14 protein-coding genes are annotated in these 17537 nt (G+C 59.1%); 7 read left to right on the top strand and 7 right to left on the bottom strand.

What is annotated here, in order from left to right; all coding sequences use genetic code 11:
- Positions 1-168 precede the first annotated feature (168 nt).
- From J8C06_RS05335 to J8C06_RS05305, 7 genes are all read right to left on the bottom strand, one after another.
- Positions 169-1374, bottom strand: coding sequence for a hypothetical protein (locus J8C06_RS05335; RefSeq protein WP_211429741.1), 1206 nt, complete (start codon positions 1372-1374; stop codon positions 169-171).
- Between the two features lie 32 nt (positions 1375-1406).
- Positions 1407-2279 (bottom strand): lipase family protein, encoded by an 873-nt coding sequence (locus tag J8C06_RS05330; protein WP_211429740.1) that lies wholly within the window; start codon positions 2277-2279, stop codon positions 1407-1409.
- 286 nt (positions 2280-2565) lie between these two features.
- Positions 2566-3351: a DUF4388 domain-containing protein gene (locus tag J8C06_RS05325; protein WP_211429739.1), complete on the bottom strand. Its 786-nt coding sequence runs from the start codon at positions 3349-3351 to the stop codon at positions 2566-2568.
- A gap of 103 nt (positions 3352-3454) precedes the next feature.
- Positions 3455-3796 (bottom strand): divalent-cation tolerance protein CutA, encoded by a 342-nt coding sequence (gene cutA, locus J8C06_RS05320; RefSeq protein ID WP_246602092.1) that lies wholly within the window; start codon positions 3794-3796, stop codon positions 3455-3457.
- 109 nt (positions 3797-3905) lie between these two features.
- The gene (gene holA / locus J8C06_RS05315; RefSeq protein ID WP_211429738.1) at positions 3906-4922 is read right to left on the bottom strand and encodes a DNA polymerase III subunit delta; all 1017 of its coding nucleotides are present in this window, start codon (positions 4920-4922) and stop codon (positions 3906-3908) included.
- 23 nt (positions 4923-4945) lie between these two features.
- Positions 4946-5278 carry an FxLYD domain-containing protein gene (locus tag J8C06_RS05310; protein ID WP_211429737.1) on the bottom strand — a complete coding sequence of 111 codons (333 nt, stop codon included), beginning with the start codon at positions 5276-5278 and terminating at the stop codon, positions 4946-4948.
- A gap of 17 nt (positions 5279-5295) precedes the next feature.
- Complete coding sequence (locus J8C06_RS05305; RefSeq protein WP_211429736.1) at positions 5296-6102, bottom strand: uroporphyrinogen-III synthase; 807 nt, start codon at positions 6100-6102, stop codon at positions 5296-5298.
- A gap of 128 nt (positions 6103-6230) precedes the next feature.
- Here J8C06_RS05305 and J8C06_RS05300 point away from each other — a divergent pair, with 128 nt between their 5' ends.
- The 7 genes from J8C06_RS05300 (at position 6231) to J8C06_RS05270 (ending at position 17461) form a co-directional block, all read left to right on the top strand.
- Positions 6231-7199, top strand: coding sequence for a pyridoxal-phosphate dependent enzyme (locus J8C06_RS05300; RefSeq protein ID WP_211429735.1), 969 nt, complete (start codon positions 6231-6233; stop codon positions 7197-7199).
- Positions 7200-7302: 103 nt separating this feature from the next.
- Positions 7303-8292, top strand: a complete 990-nt coding sequence (locus tag J8C06_RS05295; RefSeq protein WP_211429734.1) for a hypothetical protein — start codon at positions 7303-7305, stop codon at positions 8290-8292.
- Positions 8267-8887, top strand: coding sequence for a class I SAM-dependent methyltransferase (locus J8C06_RS05290; protein ID WP_211429733.1), 621 nt, complete (start codon positions 8267-8269; stop codon positions 8885-8887). Before J8C06_RS05295 ends, J8C06_RS05290 begins: the two co-directional genes overlap by 26 nt.
- 140 nt (positions 8888-9027) lie before the next feature.
- Positions 9028-11088 carry a transketolase gene (gene tkt / locus J8C06_RS05285; protein ID WP_211429732.1) on the top strand — a complete coding sequence of 687 codons (2061 nt, stop codon included), beginning with the start codon at positions 9028-9030 and terminating at the stop codon, positions 11086-11088.
- A 247-nt stretch (positions 11089-11335) separates the two neighbouring features.
- Complete coding sequence (locus J8C06_RS05280) at positions 11336-12301, top strand: VWA domain-containing protein (protein ID WP_211429731.1); 966 nt, start codon at positions 11336-11338, stop codon at positions 12299-12301.
- A gap of 191 nt (positions 12302-12492) precedes the next feature.
- Positions 12493-14541 (top strand): transketolase, encoded by a 2049-nt coding sequence (gene tkt, locus J8C06_RS05275; protein ID WP_211429730.1) that lies wholly within the window; start codon positions 12493-12495, stop codon positions 14539-14541.
- An 85-nt stretch (positions 14542-14626) separates the two neighbouring features.
- On the top strand, positions 14627-17461 hold the full coding sequence (locus tag J8C06_RS05270) for a bifunctional transaldolase/phosoglucose isomerase (RefSeq protein WP_211429729.1): 2835 nt from the start codon (positions 14627-14629) through the stop codon (positions 17459-17461).
- Positions 17462-17537 lie beyond the last annotated feature (76 nt).

Here is a 17537-nt window from a genome sequence, read left to right as displayed (position 1 = left end):
TCGCAGGCGTTCTGCCTGTGGCGTGCCGCCCCTCCAGTCCAATGTCGGCGCCGTGCACGTTGGGGCGCTTCGTGGGAAGGCAACGAAATAGCGGCAAACCAACGAAAAAAAGGCGCGTCGCCAAGACGACGCGCCCAAAGCAAAACGGCTTTTCAGGAGAAATCCCACTTACTGCAACGCTCGCTCGATGGCATAAGTTCCAATTCTTGTCGGACTCTTCACGCCAGGAAACTCAGTCACATCCGTGAGTTCAACATCACGCAGCACGAGCTTCCCGGCAGGAAGCAATCGCCGGTCAAAACGCAAGGTCAGCACATGGCGTCCAACGGCAGCCTCGGCAGCGGCCTGCGCCCAGGCCACCGGGTCCCCATCTACCGTCACCAAGTTGGCGCGGGCATGAAAACGCCCTGACCGCGTGACGATATATTCCATGTCCAGTTCTAGTCCCTGCTCCGTCATACGCTCGCCTACAATGCGCATCAAGCGCCCACCGGCCACGCCACTCGCAATTTCGAGCAAGCCAGTCCGCTTGAACGCCAACCCGCCCGCCGTGACCCCCTCGGCATCAATGATGACCTTGCCAAACCGACCAAGCTGCGTCGGACGAATCTTCAGCCCGAAATCGCCACTGCCAAGCGCCGTCATCTCGCGTGTCAGCACCAGCGTTCCATTCTCATGATAGATGCGCGCCGTTGCTTTCACCTTTTCAACCGGCTGTTCACCGTCAAGCACTTGGGCGTGAATTTCAGTCGTTTGGCGCGCATCTATGAGGTTATCGGTGAGCCAAGTGCGCAGGATGAGGCGAGCATTGTCGTTGACCACGACCGTTGCCCGCGGCGCGCCGGACATGCCTTCACGTTTGCGCCGCGCCCCAGCAGTTTCCTCGATTCGCAGACGATAGTAGCCCGGCTGACTGACGAAGTCACGGGGTGTCGCTTCCACCTTGCCATCCACGGCTTCAGTCTGGCGTGAAAGGGCCGTCCCCAAATCAGTGTCACGCGGGACATCCTGGGTTGGGACGCGCCCACCATTTGGCGTCAGGAGCGTCGCTTTGGCCGTTTCGTCATCCACAAAAACGCCGATGCAGGCCTTTTCACCCGTCACCGGCAACAACACGTCACCGGTTGCTCCCTCTATCACGTAGCGGGAGGAGAAGGTTTCTTCAAGCGAGCTGGATAGCGCCAAGTCGGCTTTCGTCAGCACGCCACAGTCGGTCGAAACGCTATCCAAGGTCGTGGTTGTCAGCGCCGACACCGGAATCGGGTTATCCACTGCGCCCTGGCTCCTGGCTGGCAGCGAACCGTACAAGGCCGCGCTTCCCAACACTCCGGCGGCGACGAGGCCGAGAACCAAACTACGTGTCTTGAGGATCATGGTGGTAGTCTCCTTGTTCGTGGCCATCCCGGTTAGTAGCCGTACTGGGCAATGTCATCACCCAACTTGCGGTAGCTGTTGCGGCGATTGTAGTGATGGTTGGCGACGGTGTTGTACCACCGTCCACCCGGCGCCTTCGTGTGGTGGGCACTGTATTCCGCCACCATGCCATCATCTTCACCTGGCAAGCCGGCCAACCCAGAGAGGGTGGCTAACCCGACGCACTCCGTGCAGAAGTCATTCCACAGCCCGGTCCCAGCAACCGTGAAAATGGACTTGCTGCGCAAGTTGTCACGCATCCAGTTGGCATTTGCCGTCCGAAAATGTGCCGTCGTCAATGCCTGGGTCGAGGGCGCATTGTTGTCAATTAGGCTCACCAGCCAGGCCGTAAGCCAGGACCCACTCAACGAGCCGGCCAAGTCAGCCGCTTCTGAACCGGCGTTCGGCGGCGCATACGACAGAACATGCCGCGTATTGGCTTGGATACGATTAAAATTCGCGCCCCGGTAGTTGTAGAACGGGTCGGACGGATCGGCGTTGCACAGGATGAACCGCATGACGACCCCCCCCATACTGTGGGTGACAAAGACGAGATTGCGGCGCCCGTTCGTGATGAACTGGTTGATCTGCGCGGACACATCCACGGCACAATCCCAGTAGTGCTTTCGTCCGTCATAGAACACAACCTCATACGGGACGGTATAGTTGCGCGTCGCCGCCCGAATCATGTCCGGTGTCCAGTAGTTGTTGATGACCTTGGCGCGGCTATCCGTCGAAACGCCATCAGACTTTCCGTGAACAAAGACGAGCGTCGTCTGGGCCGACGCGCTCGCGCCGCACCCAAACCACAGGCCTAACCACAGAGCCGCCAAACCGAGCCACCCGAATCGTAAGCTGCGCATCATTGCCGCCTCTCAAAACCAAAGAATGAATGACTGTTCAATCAGTTAGATGCAACTAGCGTGCCAAGCACTGGTCAGCCCGGCGACGCGCTCGCGGCGCGCGTCCGAAAAGCGTAACAGCTTATAAAACAAAGTGTTACCAAGGAAAAATCCAAGCCGCTGAAACCGCCCACTATCAACGCGCTAGACAGCGCGGACTTGACAGTGTCAAGTTCCTTAACACAATGACAGATTCCTTAACACAATGACAGATGGCCAGGGGAACCGTGTGGTTGTGAGCGCCAGCGGTTCAGTGGATATGCGTTCCGGCGCCACTTGCATCGTCAAGGCTGACTTCGATTGGCGCAGCTCCCCCAGAGCGCTCTTCGTCCAGCTCCCGCAAAATATCAAGAATTAAGCTGGTGTTACTCGTGGTCTGGATATTTTGCTTGTATTCAACGGCTGATTTTTCAACCTCGAAATAGCCAGTCGTGAGTTCAGCAAATTTTTTGAGGGCTGGAATCCCGCGCAGGACGTCGGTCGAGGCGTCAGCGATGAGGCCGTCGTTGAAGTAGAGCTTCCCGAGCAGTCCCGGTGACTGGATCGAGATAAAACCAGTAATCCGGCTATTTTCAATCACTTGGATAATATCAAACAAGCTGAAACAGCTTAGATCGCCAGTCAGCAATGCCCGGCTGCGGGAACCATAGTAACTAGAGGCCGCCAAATTTTGCGGCGCTGGTTGTGGGTTGCCAAGCTGACGTGGGTGGCGCTCGATGTCCTTGAGCGCATTGAGCCGCGAAGTAATCGAAAGCTGCGGATTGAGGCGCTTGGCATTGAGTAGTGCGGAATTGGCCTGCTCCAGCTTGCCGGCCTCGATATACAGGCTCGAGAGCGAAAGCAAATGCTCGATGGCTTTCTGCCGCCAGCCCTGTTCGATAGCGATGCTACAGGCGCGTTCACGCAGCTCAAGATTTTTGGGTGACACGCCAATCGCCGTCTCCAGTAGGGAAAGCGCGCGGTCGAACATGCGATACTTGGTCAGCAGTTCGACATCCACCATGACTTCTTTGATGTCAGCCAGATTTGTTGGCATGTTAGTTCCTCTTGTCACAGTACTTCCCAGAAGCGGTGATGTAGTCCACGATGGCGGCAGCGAAGCGGGCGGGTACTTGCTCATGTTAACCTCAAGCGTAACCTCACGTGGTCACTTCCGTGCCACAGGCCTGATGAACCCAAGCCGCATAGGCCGGTGAAACCTCGCGGCTGCCCAAGGCAAGAATCTCCGGCGTGGTGTACGGATGGTGCGCCCGGATTGCCGCCTCCAGCGCGGCATAGCGTGCCGCTGTCGTCTTGAGAATAAGCAAGCACTCGGCATCTTCGCGCAGGAGCCCTTCCCACTGATACACCGACGTTATGCCCGGCACAATGTTGACACAGGCGGCATGCCGCGCCTGCACAACCAAGCGCGCTAGTTCACGCGCCGACTCAAATGTATCCGTCGTCACCAAGACAACCCACACATCCGTTGTATCAGGCACTTGGGCATTACCTACTGATGTGGATTTGACACTTACGTTCGACTGCACCTTCGACTATAGCAGACCAAGCTGGACTATTACAGCCCAGATCTCCCCCAAAAAAGTTCGGTTATGCTGAATAACCTGCCTGGTTAGCGACCAGCACTTCACATAGGAAGAACTCCAGGTTCAGGCGTGGGGTTGCATACCCACGCTTGATGGCATCATCCACGGCCTGGAGGCGCATCAGCGCCCAGTGCAGGTGGGGCGCCGACTGCTTGCGAACCGCGCCCAGAAAGGCCGTCAGCCGACTGGGCGGTAAGCGCAGCTCACGTAGCAGCGCCTCGCGGGGCGTATTGACGGCCATGAGTTCGTGCGCCGTCAACATTTGCCGAAGTTGCCAGGCGAGCAATCCAACCAATGCGACGGGTTCCGCGCCCCGGTCAAGCAGCCGGTGCAGCGTCCGCAGGGCGCGTGGGGCGTCGCTCTGCCAAAGCGCCTCGCTCAGGTCAAAATTATCCTCTTGCGCCGACCGAACCACCAATGCCGCAACGGCTTCTGGTTCGATGCGCCCGCCCACGCCGACATAGTTCATGAGTTTTTCGACTTCGCTGGTCAAACGCAAGAGATCACAGCCGACCGCGCCAATCAAGTGACTGGCCGCCATCGGCGGCAACTCAAAACCACGCTCCCGCGCGTAAGCCGTCACCCACCGGCGAGCTTCTTCGGGGACAAGCGCCTGACACTCGATGAGGGTCGCCGTCTTGAGCAAGACCGTGGTGGACGCCCGGCGCTTGTCCAGGGTCGGGGCTTGAAACACTACGGTCGTTGTCGTGGCTGGCCGGCGGACGTAATCTTTTAGTCGTTCAACGTCCGTATCGGCCAACCGGTCAAGGTTGCGGACAACGACCAACCGCCCAGTTGGGGGCAAGGGCAGTTCCTGCGCAACCGCCAGGACACGACTCAGCGCCTCCTGTCCCAGGTCATGCTCGGAGTAGTTGAAGGCCCACAGACTTTCCTCTGGAATGACCCGCTGCCGCAAAGCCTGCACGCAAGCTCGCTGAAGGTAGCTATCCTCGCCCGTGATGACATAGAGCCGATCTGGCGGCGTGGTTGGCGGCAATCGTAAAAACTCAGTCGCTTTCATTCCATCGAAGCCGGCCTCAGGTCTCAAATGGAGGCCAGCACCCGGACACAGGCGGCACTGGTCGAGCAATCTGGAATCAGAATCTCGATGGCAATTTCCTCGCCACCCTGGATGGCCTTGACGCCCGCCGCGGCGACTTCTTCCCGCAGCAGCGTTCCAAATCGATCGTGGACGGTAAAATATAGGTAAGGTGTCTGCAAGCGCGTCAATCCGGTATTCACCACCGTTCCCGTAATACGCACATCGCCCGATGCCAATCGCTGGGCAACACAAGCTTCCACTTGCACGGCATAGTTGGGAATATTTTGAATATCGGTTTCAAGGTCCTGCTCGATAAGTAACATTGGCCCGCCCATGGTTGCAGCATCTCCTTTCAGGTATCTGGGTTGAGGTCTTGAGATAGAAAGTGTTCTGCCAGCGCCGCGGCTAGGGCTGGCAGCGTAGCCTCGGTCGGTTCGACAGCAACGGTGAGGCCAAGTTCCTCGGCGGCGCGGCGGGTGACAGGCCCAATGCAGGCGACCTGGGTTCGCGCCAGTAGCTCTTCCAGGTTGTGGTCAGGAAAAGCCTCGGCAAACTGCGTGACCGCCGAAGCGCTGGCAAACGTCACGGCATCAAACTCACCGGCTGCCAAGCGCCGCGCCCACAGCTCAGGCTCAAATGTGGCCCGGACCGTCTGGTAGGCCTCAACCACCTCAAGCTTCACGCCCAGCGCGGCGAACGCTTCCGGGATTGTCTCACGCGCCACCCGCGCCCGTGGAAGCAAGACCCGCAACCCCGCCACCTGCCCGCCGTGGAAGTCCACGAAGCTTTCCACGACGCCCTCGGCATTGAACTGCGCCGGGATGAGCGCCACCGAAAGCCCGGCGTCACGTGCCACGCCGGCCGTTGCCTTGCCGATTGCGCAGACGGGTAAATCGGTCAGTAGCCCGACATCCGCCCCATGCGACCGAAGGCGTTTCAGGAAAAACTCAACGGCATTGGCACTGGTAAAACATAGCCAGTCGTAGTGGCGTGCCGTTCCCGCCGCTTGGTCGCGCAGGCGCTGAAGGGCGCTATCCAGCGCCGCCCAACTGGTCGGTTCGGCAATGGCAATCGTGGGGAGTGAGGTTACTTGGGCGCCATACTGCTCCAGTAACGTGACAAACGCGGCCGCCTGGTGGGCCGCGCGTGTGATCAGCACGTGCTTTCCTTGTAGTGGAAACTCATTCACCATGACGCTCACGCAGCCCTCCAGCTTTTTTCAGCATACTTCCAAACAAGGCGCTGGAAATAGCGAAAGTCTTGAAAGGTGTGTGATACTTGCCGGTCATGGCAGATGTAAACGATTTCACCATTGCGCATATCACGGCGGCGCAGGCGCGGATTGCTCCCCACGTTCATCGGACGCCAGTGCTTACCTCGCGCACGCTCGATGCGCGCGCGGGCGCGAGTGTTTTTCTCAAAGCAGAAAACTTCCAGCGTGGTGGCTCGTTCAAGGTGCGCGGTGCCATGAACTGTCTGGCGACGCTGCCATCGGGCGCGCGGGCGCGGGGCGTGGTGGCCTTTTCATCCGGCAACCATGCCCAGGGGGTTGCCCTGGCCGCCCAAACCTTTGGCGTGCCAGCCACGATTGTCATGCCCACGGATGCGCCAAGAACAAAAGTTGCCGGCACCGAAAGCTATGGCGCGCGCATCGTTTACTATGACCGGCAACATGAAGACCGGGAAGCCATTGCCTACCGCCTGGCGGAAGAACGTGGCGCCACGGTGATTCCGCCTTACGATCACTATGCCGTCATGGCCGGCCAGGGGACGGCCGCCCTTGAACTCCTGGCGGAGGTCGGATGGCTCGATGCGCTGCTCGTTCCCGTTGGCGGTGGCGGACTCCTCAGCGGATGCGCTACCGTGGCCAAAACCTGGTTTCCCGATATGGCCATTTATGGCGTCGAGGCCGAACTCGCTCAGGACACCTATCAATCAGTTCGGGCAGGCAGACGAATCTCGATTTCCCCACCCGCCACCATTGCGGACGGCATGCGCAACCTCGCGCCCGGAAAGTTGACGTTTCCGATCATCCAGCAGACGGTGACCGATATTTTGCTTGTCTCAGAGGATGAAATCCGGGCCGCGGTCAGCTTTTTGTTGACCCGTCTCAAGATCGCCGTTGAGCCAACTGGCGCGGTTGGAGTAGCCGCGCTCCTGGCAGGCAAAGTTCCAGTGCAGGGAAAGCGCGTTGGGGTTATGCTTTCGGGTGGCAACCTGGATGCTCAACAACTGATAGATTGCCTGAACTGTTGACCCAGTGGGGTGTCTCACCGGCGCCACCCACCAGCCTCGCGGTTGTGATGGCTGTCATGTTAGACGACTCTATCTTGCTTTTTGTGAGGAAGCTCGGCAGACGATGGAAGAGCAATTCCCGTACATGGCCGATGGGCTTGCCTACTTGGCCCAAGTGGAAACCCTGAAACAATCCGACCCACTGTCCCCTTACTTAGCGCAGCCTGAGGTTACTGAAAGCTATCAGCGGTGGCAGTCCTACTTTCAGTCGGCACTGGTCACGCCGGTCATCTACCAATCCTTCTTGGCGTATCTCGGCAAGGTGGGGCAGGGTGGTGATTTAGCCAACTACCTTCAGCGGCGTTTTCCACCCCCACCGACGGCGGCAAGTACGCCATCCGGCAACACCCTGTCGAGCACCCGACCCATACAAGGTGATGTCATCCTGCTCGACCAACTCATTACACAGTACCGGCGCGAGCAAATCGCTCAGGGGAATGACCCAGACGATGAAGCGGAAGCTGAAATCGAGCGCAGCCTGACGCCCGACCGGCCAGCCAGCAACCTTACCCACCTGTCGCCAGCCGAACTCATCACCCGCATCGAGCGCCTTGAACAAGACAACCGCAGCCTGCGCAAACGGCTACAGGTCAAACTAGGACGACGCGATCTCAAGGAGTTGGAAGACGTTGTCGCCGACTACGAACGACGGATGCACGAGGCCGAACGGCAACTCGATGACTTGCGCCGCGCCCCCCGCGACAGTGACAAACTTCTCGACAGTAGCAAGTTCACAGAGGATGTTTCACTGCCGCCAGGAACCGACGACCCTGAAGCGGAGCGGCAGCGGCTTGAGAAGAAGTACCAAAAAACCCTGGCTGAAGTCGCCATCCTGGCGCAGGGCATGCTCAACCACCTGACAACCTTCCTCAATGACAAGGCCTGCATGGTTGGACCCGGCGAGCAGTTCAACATCATCATCAAGTTCCCGGAAATGCAGGCGCCCGTGGTGCAAATGATTCGCAAGCTCAAGCAGATCGAAGACATCAGCAAACGCCGCTGCGGGATTCCCGAACTCAACGAGCTGGTTGACCAGCTCTTCGGAACACATTGACTGGGCGATGGGCAAGTTTGCCGATAACTACGATGCCTGCATGCGACCGCTCGAACGGCGGTTTTTCGAGGCGCGGCGGCGACAGCTCATTCCACGCGCGGAAGGCGTGGTTTTGGAAGTCGGCGGCGGGACGGGCGCGAACTTGCCTTTCTATCAATCAGCGACTTCCCTGACCTTCACCGACCCCGACCCGGCCATGCTCTGGATCGCGGCAACCAAGCCCCGTCCCGCCACGCTCGCCGTTGATTTCGTCAGCGCCAAGGCGGAAGCGCTGCCCTTTCCAAACGCGCACTTCGATACGGTTGTCACCACGCTGGTGCTGTGTAGCGTCCAGGACCCAGCTCTGGCGCTCGCTGAAATTCGCCGCGTTCTGCGGCCCGGCGGACGCCTCGTTGCGCTTGAGCACGTCCGCCCCGGCGGACTGCTTGGGTATCTGGCGGACGCGCTCACGCCACTCCAGCAACGACTGGCCGCCGGCTGCTGCCTCAATCGCCAGACACGCCAGTCCATTCAAGCCGCCGGCTTCAGTATCAACTACGAGCGGCTTTCCCTGCTTGACATCCTGGCTGAACTTGAGGCGATCCGGCAGCCCTGAAAAAGCTCGGGGCGGGTCCGGTGCGGCGATGGTCTGGTTGCGCGACGCTTGCCTTTCTACAAAGGGTTCGCCACGATGACACCGGTTTTTCTGATTCTTCCCCTGCCCATTTGGCTCTCAGTGGCAGAAAGGACCTGTCTATGTCGCAGTCCGTGGAAACCCTTGCCATCAACACGATTCGCACCCTCTCGATGGATGCTGTTCAGGCCGCCCACTCCGGCCACCCGGGCACGCCAATGGCCATGGCCCCGGTAGCTTACACGCTATGGAACGACTTTCTCCGCTTTGACCCCGAAGACCCCATCTGGCCCAACCGCGACCGCTTCGTTCTCTCGATGGGGCATGCCTCGATGCTGCTTTATTCACTGCTTCACCTCACGGAAACCAAAGCCGTCAACGCCAAATACGAAACCACGGGCACACCATCTGTAAGCCTTGACGACATCAAGAAGTTCCGCCAACTCGATAGTAAGTGCCCCGGCCATCCTGAATATCGGTGGACTTCCGGCGTCGAAACCACGACCGGCCCACTCGGACAAGGCATTGCCACCAGTGTTGGACTGGCGATTGCCTCGAAGTGGCTAGGGCAGTACTTCAACCGTCCAGGCTTCGAGATGTTTGACTTCCGCGTTTATGCCCTGTGCGGGGATGGCTGCTTGATGGAAGGGATTGCCCAGGAAGCCCTTTCGCTCGCTGGACACCTCAAGCTGTCCAATCTGTGCTGGATTTACGACAACAATAAAATCACGATTGAAGGCCACACCGACTGGGCCTTTAGCGAGGATGTCGCAACCCGCTTCATTGCCTGTGGGTGGAATGTCACCCGCGTCGGCGACGCCAATGACACCACCATGCTGCGCCGCGCGCTCACCACCGCCAACAAGGAACGCGAACGCCCAACCCTCATCATCGTGGATAGTCACATCGCCTGGGGCGCGCCCAACAAACAAGATACCCATGCGGCCCATGGCGAACCGCTTGGCGAAGAAGAGATTCGCCTGACCAAGCGCAACTATGGCTGGCCGGAAGACGCGCACTTCCTTGTCCCCGATGAAGTGCGCGAACATTTTCGGTCCGGCATCGGGCAGCGCGGGCGCGAACTACGCCGTGGCTGGATGGCGCGTTTCGAGGCCTACCGGGAGGCTTACCCCGATCTGGCTGACCAGATGCTCAGGGTTCAGAAGCGGGAACTTCCCCAGGGCTGGGATGCGGACATTCCGACCTTTCCACCAGACGCGAAGGGCCTTGCCGGACGCGACGCATCGGCCAAGGTGCTCAATGCCGTGGCAAAAAACTTCCCCTGGCTGCTCGGCGGCTCGGCTGACCTTGCCCCTTCGACCAAAACCCGCCTCGTCTTTGAGGGGGCCGGCGACTTTCTGGCCGACTCCTATGGCGGACGCAACTTCCACTTTGGCGTCCGCGAGCATGCCATGAGCGCCATTCTCAACGGGCTATCACTGGCCAAGGTGCGCCCTTACGGCTCTGGCTTTCTCATCTTTTCGGATTACGCCCGGCCGGCCATTCGGCTCAGCGCCCTGATGGAGTTGCCCACGATCCATATCTTTACGCATGACTCGATTGGCGTCGGTGAAGACGGCCCCACCCACCAACCGATTGAGCAGCTCGCCGGATTGCGCTCCATTCCAGGGCTGCATGTTTTTCGTCCGGCAGACGCCAATGAAGTCGCTGAATGCTGGAAGATTATCTTGCGCCTCAAGCACGAGCCGGCCGTACTCATTCTCAGTCGCCAGCCCATTCCAACCCTTGACCGCAGTATTTATGCTAGCGCCGAACATGCGCGATTCGGCGCGTACACCCTGGCCGATAGCGCCCCTGGCGACACCCCGGAAGTCGTGCTGCTGGCCACCGGCTCGGAAGTATCGCTTTGCGTTGCGGCATACGAACGGTTGATGGCCGATGGCCACCGGGCGCGTGTCGTCAGCATGCCCTGTTGGTCACTGTTTGAGCACCATAGCGAGGAATATCAAGCATCCGTTATCCCGCCACAGGTTCGGGCGCGGGTGGCAGTTGAATTGGCCTCGACCTTCGGCTGGGGACGCTACGTCACGCACCAACGCCAGATCATCGGCATGAAAACTTTTGGCGCGAGCGCTCCACTTAAGGAAGTCACCAAAAAGTTTGGCTTCACAGTTGAAGCGATTGTTGAAGCTGCAAAGCGTGAAATCGAAGCCAATCAGTGATTAGAAAACATCCCTGATTAGAAAACTAGCCAGTAGCCCCAAGCCCTTCCAATCCTTGATTTGGGAGGGCTTTCCACGCTGGCGCGCAACCTCATGCAAGAAATAGCCTGAGCGCTTACCGAACTTTTTTTCTATTTCTAATAAATCAAAGCAGCACAGAGACTTAACACAAAATTTATTAGTTTTCTCACAGGCCGATCCTCAACATTTTCTCAAGTTTTCACAAATCATTCAGAGGGTACCTCAATTGCGAAGCGTAACGTCCCGCATCCTGGCCATTCTGGCAACTGTCTTTCTGGAGATTGGATTGGTGCCGACCTGGGCGCAAGACAGCCCGATCCGGCTGACATCCGAGTTGGTTGTTTTTGAGGTCAGCGTTTTCAACCGGAACACAAACGCTCCAGTGGATGGCTTATCAGCCGCCGACTTCACGATAATTGAGGATGGCAAGCCACAAACGATAGCCCAATTTGGAAAAGAAGAAAAACCGCTTTCCGTGATGGTGGTGCTCGATACAAGCAAAACGACCCACAAACAGTTTGAAGCTTTGCGTCAGCGGCTGCTGGAAGCTACATTCTACTTACGTCCATCAGATGAAATGGGTATTTTGGTTACGGCTGAACGGACCGAACTCATCTGCAACTTCACCTATGATCGCCGGGAATTATCCAAGGCAATACGTGAACTTGATGAGCGAAAATATGGAGAAGAAGGAATTTTTCTTCACGATGCCATTGCCCGTGCTGCCCTGGCGCTGAAAGTCGCGGCCAACCCGGCCGGAAGGCGCGTCATCGTCGTCATCTCGGATAACGTCGCCCAGCAGTCACGCCATCTCGACCGGCTCGACGCGGAAGACGCCCAAACTCTGCTATCTGAAGTTGGGGCAACCGTATGCGGGCTTATCTTGCCAAATCCCGGCGCTCGCCTCCGTGAGGCCTGGCGACGCGGACTTGCAAACCCAACCCTTTCGCCTGGTGACCTGAACGACTATGCCGCCCAAACCGGTGGCGAAACTGTCAGAACCACCGATGCCGATGCCGGCAATCGCCTGGGGGAGACCCTCAATCGTTTGCGCGCGCGCTACACGGTAGCGTGGGTTTCATCCAATCCGAACCGTGACGGCAAGTTTCGCAAGGTGGTCATTCGCGTCGGCTCAAGCCTGGAAAGCTACGTGGTCAAAACACGACGGGGATACTTCGCGCCGCGTGAATGATCCACCTGCGGACCCACTCCTGGCGACCGACCAACACCTGGACAAACGCTTTTCACGCTAAACACTTTTTACGCTTGCCTTCATGAGGTCAGGGCGATACAAACAGGACCATCGTTCGTTTCATTACCTTTCTCGACCCTCAACCAAACTTCAGGTTTCAATTCACAGGTTTCAATTCACTGGATGTAGCCATGGCTCCTTCCCCTGCCCCTAGCATGGCTGGCGATGCGCTTGACCAGCTTTGCATCACCACCCTTCGCACGCTTGCCATTGACGCCGTTGAGCAAGCGCAATCGGGTCATCCTGGCGCACCGATGGAAAACGCGCCGTTTGGGTACTTGCTCTACACGCGCTACCTACGCCACAACCCGCACAATCCGCACTGGCCCAACCGGGATCGCTTTGTCCTCTCGGCCGGGCATGGCTGCATGCTGCTCTACGGCCTGCTTCACCTGACGGGCTACGACTTGCCGCTGGATGACATCAAGCGCTTCCGCCAGTGGGGTTCAAAAACACCCGGACATCCAGAGTACGGACATACGCCGGGCGTCGAAACCACCACCGGTCCGCTCGGCCAAGGCATTGCCACGGCCGTCGGCATGGCGCTGGCTGAAACCAAGCTGGCAGCGTACTTCAACCGTCCTGGCCATCCCCTGGTGGACTATTACACCTACGTGCTATGCAGCGACGGCGATCTCATGGAAGGCGTCGCCTCGGAGGCTTGCAGCCTGGCCGGAACACTCAAGCTTGGCAAGCTCATCGTCTTTTACGCCGACAACCGCATCACCATTGACGGCAGCACCGACCTTGCCTTTCGGGAACAGGTTGCAACGCGGTTTTTAGCCTATGACTGGCACGTGCAGTCCATCGAAGGCAACGACCTCAAGCAAATCGCGCAGGCGCTCGACGCAGCGCAGGCTGAAACCACGCGCCCATCGCTTATCGTCGCCCGAACGCACCTTGGCTATGGCAGCCCCAACAAGCAAGACACGGCCAAAGCACACGGCGAACCCTTGGGTGCGGAGGAAACCAAGCTGACCAAGCAGGTTTACGGCTGGCCCTACGAAGCGCCGTTTACCATTCCCGACGAGGCGCTCGAAGTCTATCGGCGCTGTGTCTCCCGTGGGCAGCGCCTGGAAGCCGAATGGCAGTCACGCCTTGCCGCTTATGAAACGGCCTTCCCTGAACTGGCGGCCACCTGGCATGCGTTTCAGTCCCAGGCACTCCCAGACGGCTGGGACACCGACCTACCCACCTTTACCGAAGCCATGGCAACGCGCCAGGCCTCCGGCGCGGCCATCAATGCGCTTGCCGAGCGACTGCCGTTCCTGGTCGGCGGCTCGGCTGACCTGACACCATCCAACAACACCGCCATCAAGGGCGCAACCGCCTACAGCGCCGCTGACCGAGCCGGCCGCAACCTTCACTTTGGCGTCCGTGAGCACGCCATGGGGGCCATCCTCAACGGATTGGCGCTCACGCGCGGCTTCATTCCATACGGTGGCACGTTTCTCATCTTCTCAGACTACATGAAAGCTGCCATCCGCTTGGCGGCGCTCATGCGCCTGCGTGTGATCTACGTCTTCACGCACGACAGCATCGGGCTTGGTGAGGACGGCCCCACGCACCAGGCCGTCGAGCAACTTGCCGGCTTGCGCGCCATCCCCAACCTGACCGTCATCCGGCCGGCCGACGCCAACGAAGTGACCGAAGCCTGGCGGGCGGCCATCCACAACACGACCGGACCAACGGCGATCATTCTCACCCGCCAGAAAGTGCCGACCTTCGACCGCGCGAGCCACGCTCCGGCAAGCGAACTCGCTTACGGGGCTTATATCTTTTCAAAAGAACAAGCTAGCTCACCTGACCTCATCTTGATTGGCAGCGGCTCGGAACTTCAGTGGGCCGTTGCGGCACAGGCTCAACTCCAAGCTGAAGGCGTGGCCGTCCGGGTTGTCAGCATGCCGAGTTGGGAGCTTTTTGAACAACAACCGGCTGACTACCGTGACAGCGTCTTGCCGCCAGCCGTCAAGCAGCGGATTGCCATTGAAGCCGCCGCGCCGCTTGGCTGGAGAACTTACATTACTGATGAAGGCGCAATCATTGCCATGAAAGGATTTGGCGCATCAGCACCCTTCACGGTTCTCATGCGTGAATTTGGCTTCACGACTGAGCATGTCGTTGCAACCGCCAGGGCCCTGCTTGGGCGCACCCACGACCACCTACCGGCGACCGGGTAAGTCCAGAACTTCATGTCGCGCCTTGAGTGTCAACATCTAAAACACTCCAAACAAGTACTTTGCAAACAATCTGGAGCAAATTTGTATGAATCCCCTTCAAGCACTACACGAACAGGGTCAATCGCCGTGGCTCGACTACATCCGGCGGAGTCTCATCACGAGTGGTGAGTTGCAGCGCCTGATCGAGGAAGACGGACTGATGGGCGTCACCTCGAACCCTGCGATCTTTGAAAAGGCCATCACCGGCAGCCAGGATTACACGGCGGCGCTGGCCGCGCTTGAAACGGAAAACCTCGATGCGCTGGCGCTGTACGAGCGACTGGCCATTGAAGACATCCAGCAAGCGGCCGACATCCTCAAATCGGTTTATGAGAAAACGCAGGGGCGGGATGGGTACGTGAGCCTGGAAGTGTCTCCCTATTTGGCCAAGGATACGGACGGCACTGTGGCCGAAGCGCGCCGCCTGTGGCAAGCCGTCAACCGCCCCAACCTGATGATCAAGGTCCCGGCGACCCCAGAAGGCGTTCCCGCCATCCAAACGCTTATCAGCGAAGGCATCAACGTCAACGTCACCCTGCTCTTTGCCCAATCTGCCTATCGGCAAGTCGCCGAAGCTTACATTGCTGGACTCGAAGCCTACCGTGCCTCCGGCGGCGACCTGCGCCACGTCGCCAGCGTCGCCAGCTTCTTTGTCAGCCGGATTGACTCGCTGGTGGATGCCAAGCTCGATGCCAAGCTCAAGGCTGGTGAAGGCGACCGTGCGCTGATCGAGAGCCTCAAGGGCAAGGTGGCCATCGCCAACGCCAAGCTTGCCTATCAGGCTTATAAAAAGCTCTTTTCCGGCGAACGCTGGGACGCGCTGGCGGCTGCCGGAGCGCAAACCCAGCGCCTGCTCTGGGCCAGCACCGGAACCAAAAACCCGCAGTACAGCGACGTGCTCTATGTCGAAGAACTCATCGGTCCAGACACCGTCAACACCATTCCACCGGCGACCTGGGATGCCTTCCGCGACCACGGGCGCATCCGCCCGACGCTGGAAAGCGACCTCGACGCGGCCCACGACACGCTTGAAACTCTGGCCAAAGTCGGGGTATCGCTGACGGAAGTCACCGATACCCTGCTGGTCGAGGCCGTTCGGCTCTTTGCCGAACCGTTTGACAAGCTCCTCAACTCGCTCGACAAGAAATGCAAGGCCGTCAACTGGACGCGCCTCAACGCGCAGGAATTACACCTCTCGACCGAACACCGCCGGCTCGTTGACCAGGCGCTGGACGACTGGAAAATCAACGGCAAGGTGCGCCGCATGTGGTCGCGCGACGCCAGCGTCTGGACGAACCGCGATGAAAGCCAGTGGCTCGGTTGGCTCAACTTGGTTGAAGATCAACTTGCCAACCTTGCCCCGCTGATGGCGGCCGCCAACGATGTCAAGCAGACCTTCAAGCATGCCGTCGTCCTGGGGATGGGTGGCTCAAGCCTTTGCCCGGAAGTGCTGCGCATGACCTTTGGCATCCTGACGGATGCCCCCGTGCTGCACGTACTCGATTCCACTGACCCGGCGCAGATTAGCGAACTCGAAGCCCAGCTCGACCTGGAACACACCGTTTTCATTGTCGCCAGCAAGTCCGGCAGCACGCTCGAACCCAATATCTTCAAGCAGTACTTTTTTGAGCGCATGAAGCAAATCGTTGGCCCGGAGCGGGTGGGACAGCACTTCATTGCGATTACCGATCCCGGCTCGAAGCTGGAAGGGATTGCCCGGGCGGATGGGTTTCGTCACATTTTCGCCGGTGTGCCGAGTGTCGGGGGGCGCTACTCGGCGCTTTCCAATTTTGGCATCGTTCCGGCGGCCATCATGGGCATTCCCGTGGGTGAGTTTCTTGACCTCGCCGACGACATGGTCAACGCCTGCTCATACTGCGTGCCGATTGCCGAAAATCCGGGCGTCGTCCTGGGTTGCGCGCTCGGTGAGTTGGCCAAAGCCGGACGCGACAAGCTGACCTTCATTACCTCGCCGAAGCTCTGGGACATGGGAGCCTGGTTGGAACAACTCATCGCCGAGTCCACGGGCAAACAAGGCAAAGCTATCATTCCAGTGGACTTGGAGTTCCCTAGCGACGTTTCGGTCTATGGCAACGACCGGGTGTTTGCCTATCTGCGTCTGGAGGACGACGACAACGACGCGACCGATGCTGCCATTGCGGCGTTCAAAGACGCGGGCTACCCGGTGATTATCAACCGGCTGGCAACGGAAATGACCCTGGGGCAGGAGTTTTTCCGCTGGGAGATTGCCACCGCCGTGGCCGGCGCGGTCATCGGGATCAACCCGTTTGATCAACCTGATGTCGAAGCCAGCAAAGTGGCGACGCGCGAGTTGACGGCTGAATATGAACGCACCGGCGCGCTCCCGGCGGAAACACCCATGTTTGAAGCCGATGGCATCCGTCTCTTCACGGACCCAGCGAATGCCGCGGCACTTGGCGCACAGGACAGCCTCGCGGGCTATCTCCGCGCCCACCTGGCGCGACTTACCACAGGTGACTACTTCGCTCTCCTGGCCTACCTCGACATGAACCATCTCAACAAGGCGCACTTGCAGGCAATTCGGCACGCCGTTCGAGAAGAAAAGCGCGTCGCCACCTGCCTGGGCTTTGGACCGCGCTTTTTGCACTCGACCGGACAGGCCTACAAGGGCGGCCCGAACACCGGGGTTTTCCTGCAAATCACCTGTGACGACGCCCACGACCTCCCGGTTCCAGGTCAAGCCTACACGTTCGGAGCCGTCAAGGCGGCCCAGGCGCGGGGGGACTTTCAAGTCCTGGCCGAGCGGCAGCGCCGCCTCCTGCGCATTCACCTTGGACCGGACGTTGCCGCCGACTTGGTGAAACTCCGTGAGGCGGTGGCCCAGGCCCTAGCTCACTGACGTTCGCACGGCGGCGTATTCGCAACAACGCATCCGTGAAACACATCGAGTTCAGTGAAACGCATTGCGTAACGAC

Source organism: Chloracidobacterium validum (genome assembly GCF_018304825.1).
In the GTDB taxonomy this organism is placed as follows: Bacteria; Acidobacteriota; Blastocatellia; order Chloracidobacteriales; family Chloracidobacteriaceae; genus Chloracidobacterium; species Chloracidobacterium validum.
Note: the sequence above shows the minus strand (reverse complement) of the source record. Positions and strands in the feature narration are given on the sequence as shown.

What these genes read in the sequence shown, in the direction of transcription:
- J8C06_RS05330 (WP_211429740.1), bottom strand. Translation starts at nt 2,279, where the DNA reads ATGATGCGCAGCTTACGATTCGGGTGGCTCGGTTTGGCGGCTCTGTGG.
- holA (WP_211429738.1), bottom strand. Translation starts at nt 4,922, where the DNA reads ATGAAAGCGACTGAGTTTTTACGATTGCCGCCAACCACGCCGCCAGAT.
- tkt (WP_211429730.1), top strand. Translation starts at nt 12,493, where the DNA reads ATGGCTCCTTCCCCTGCCCCTAGCATGGCTGGCGATGCGCTTGACCAG.
- J8C06_RS05335 (WP_211429741.1), bottom strand. Translation starts at nt 1,374, where the DNA reads ATGATCCTCAAGACACGTAGTTTGGTTCTCGGCCTCGTCGCCGCCGGA.
- J8C06_RS05295 (WP_211429734.1), top strand. Translation starts at nt 7,303, where the DNA reads ATGGAAGAGCAATTCCCGTACATGGCCGATGGGCTTGCCTACTTGGCC.
- J8C06_RS05300 (WP_211429735.1), top strand. Translation starts at nt 6,231, where the DNA reads ATGGCAGATGTAAACGATTTCACCATTGCGCATATCACGGCGGCGCAG.
- J8C06_RS05310 (WP_211429737.1), bottom strand. Translation starts at nt 5,278, where the DNA reads ATGGGCGGGCCAATGTTACTTATCGAGCAGGACCTTGAAACCGATATT.
- J8C06_RS05270 (WP_211429729.1), top strand. Translation starts at nt 14,627, where the DNA reads ATGAATCCCCTTCAAGCACTACACGAACAGGGTCAATCGCCGTGGCTC.
- J8C06_RS05325 (WP_211429739.1), bottom strand. Translation starts at nt 3,351, where the DNA reads ATGCCAACAAATCTGGCTGACATCAAAGAAGTCATGGTGGATGTCGAA.
- tkt (WP_211429732.1), top strand. Translation starts at nt 9,028, where the DNA reads ATGTCGCAGTCCGTGGAAACCCTTGCCATCAACACGATTCGCACCCTC.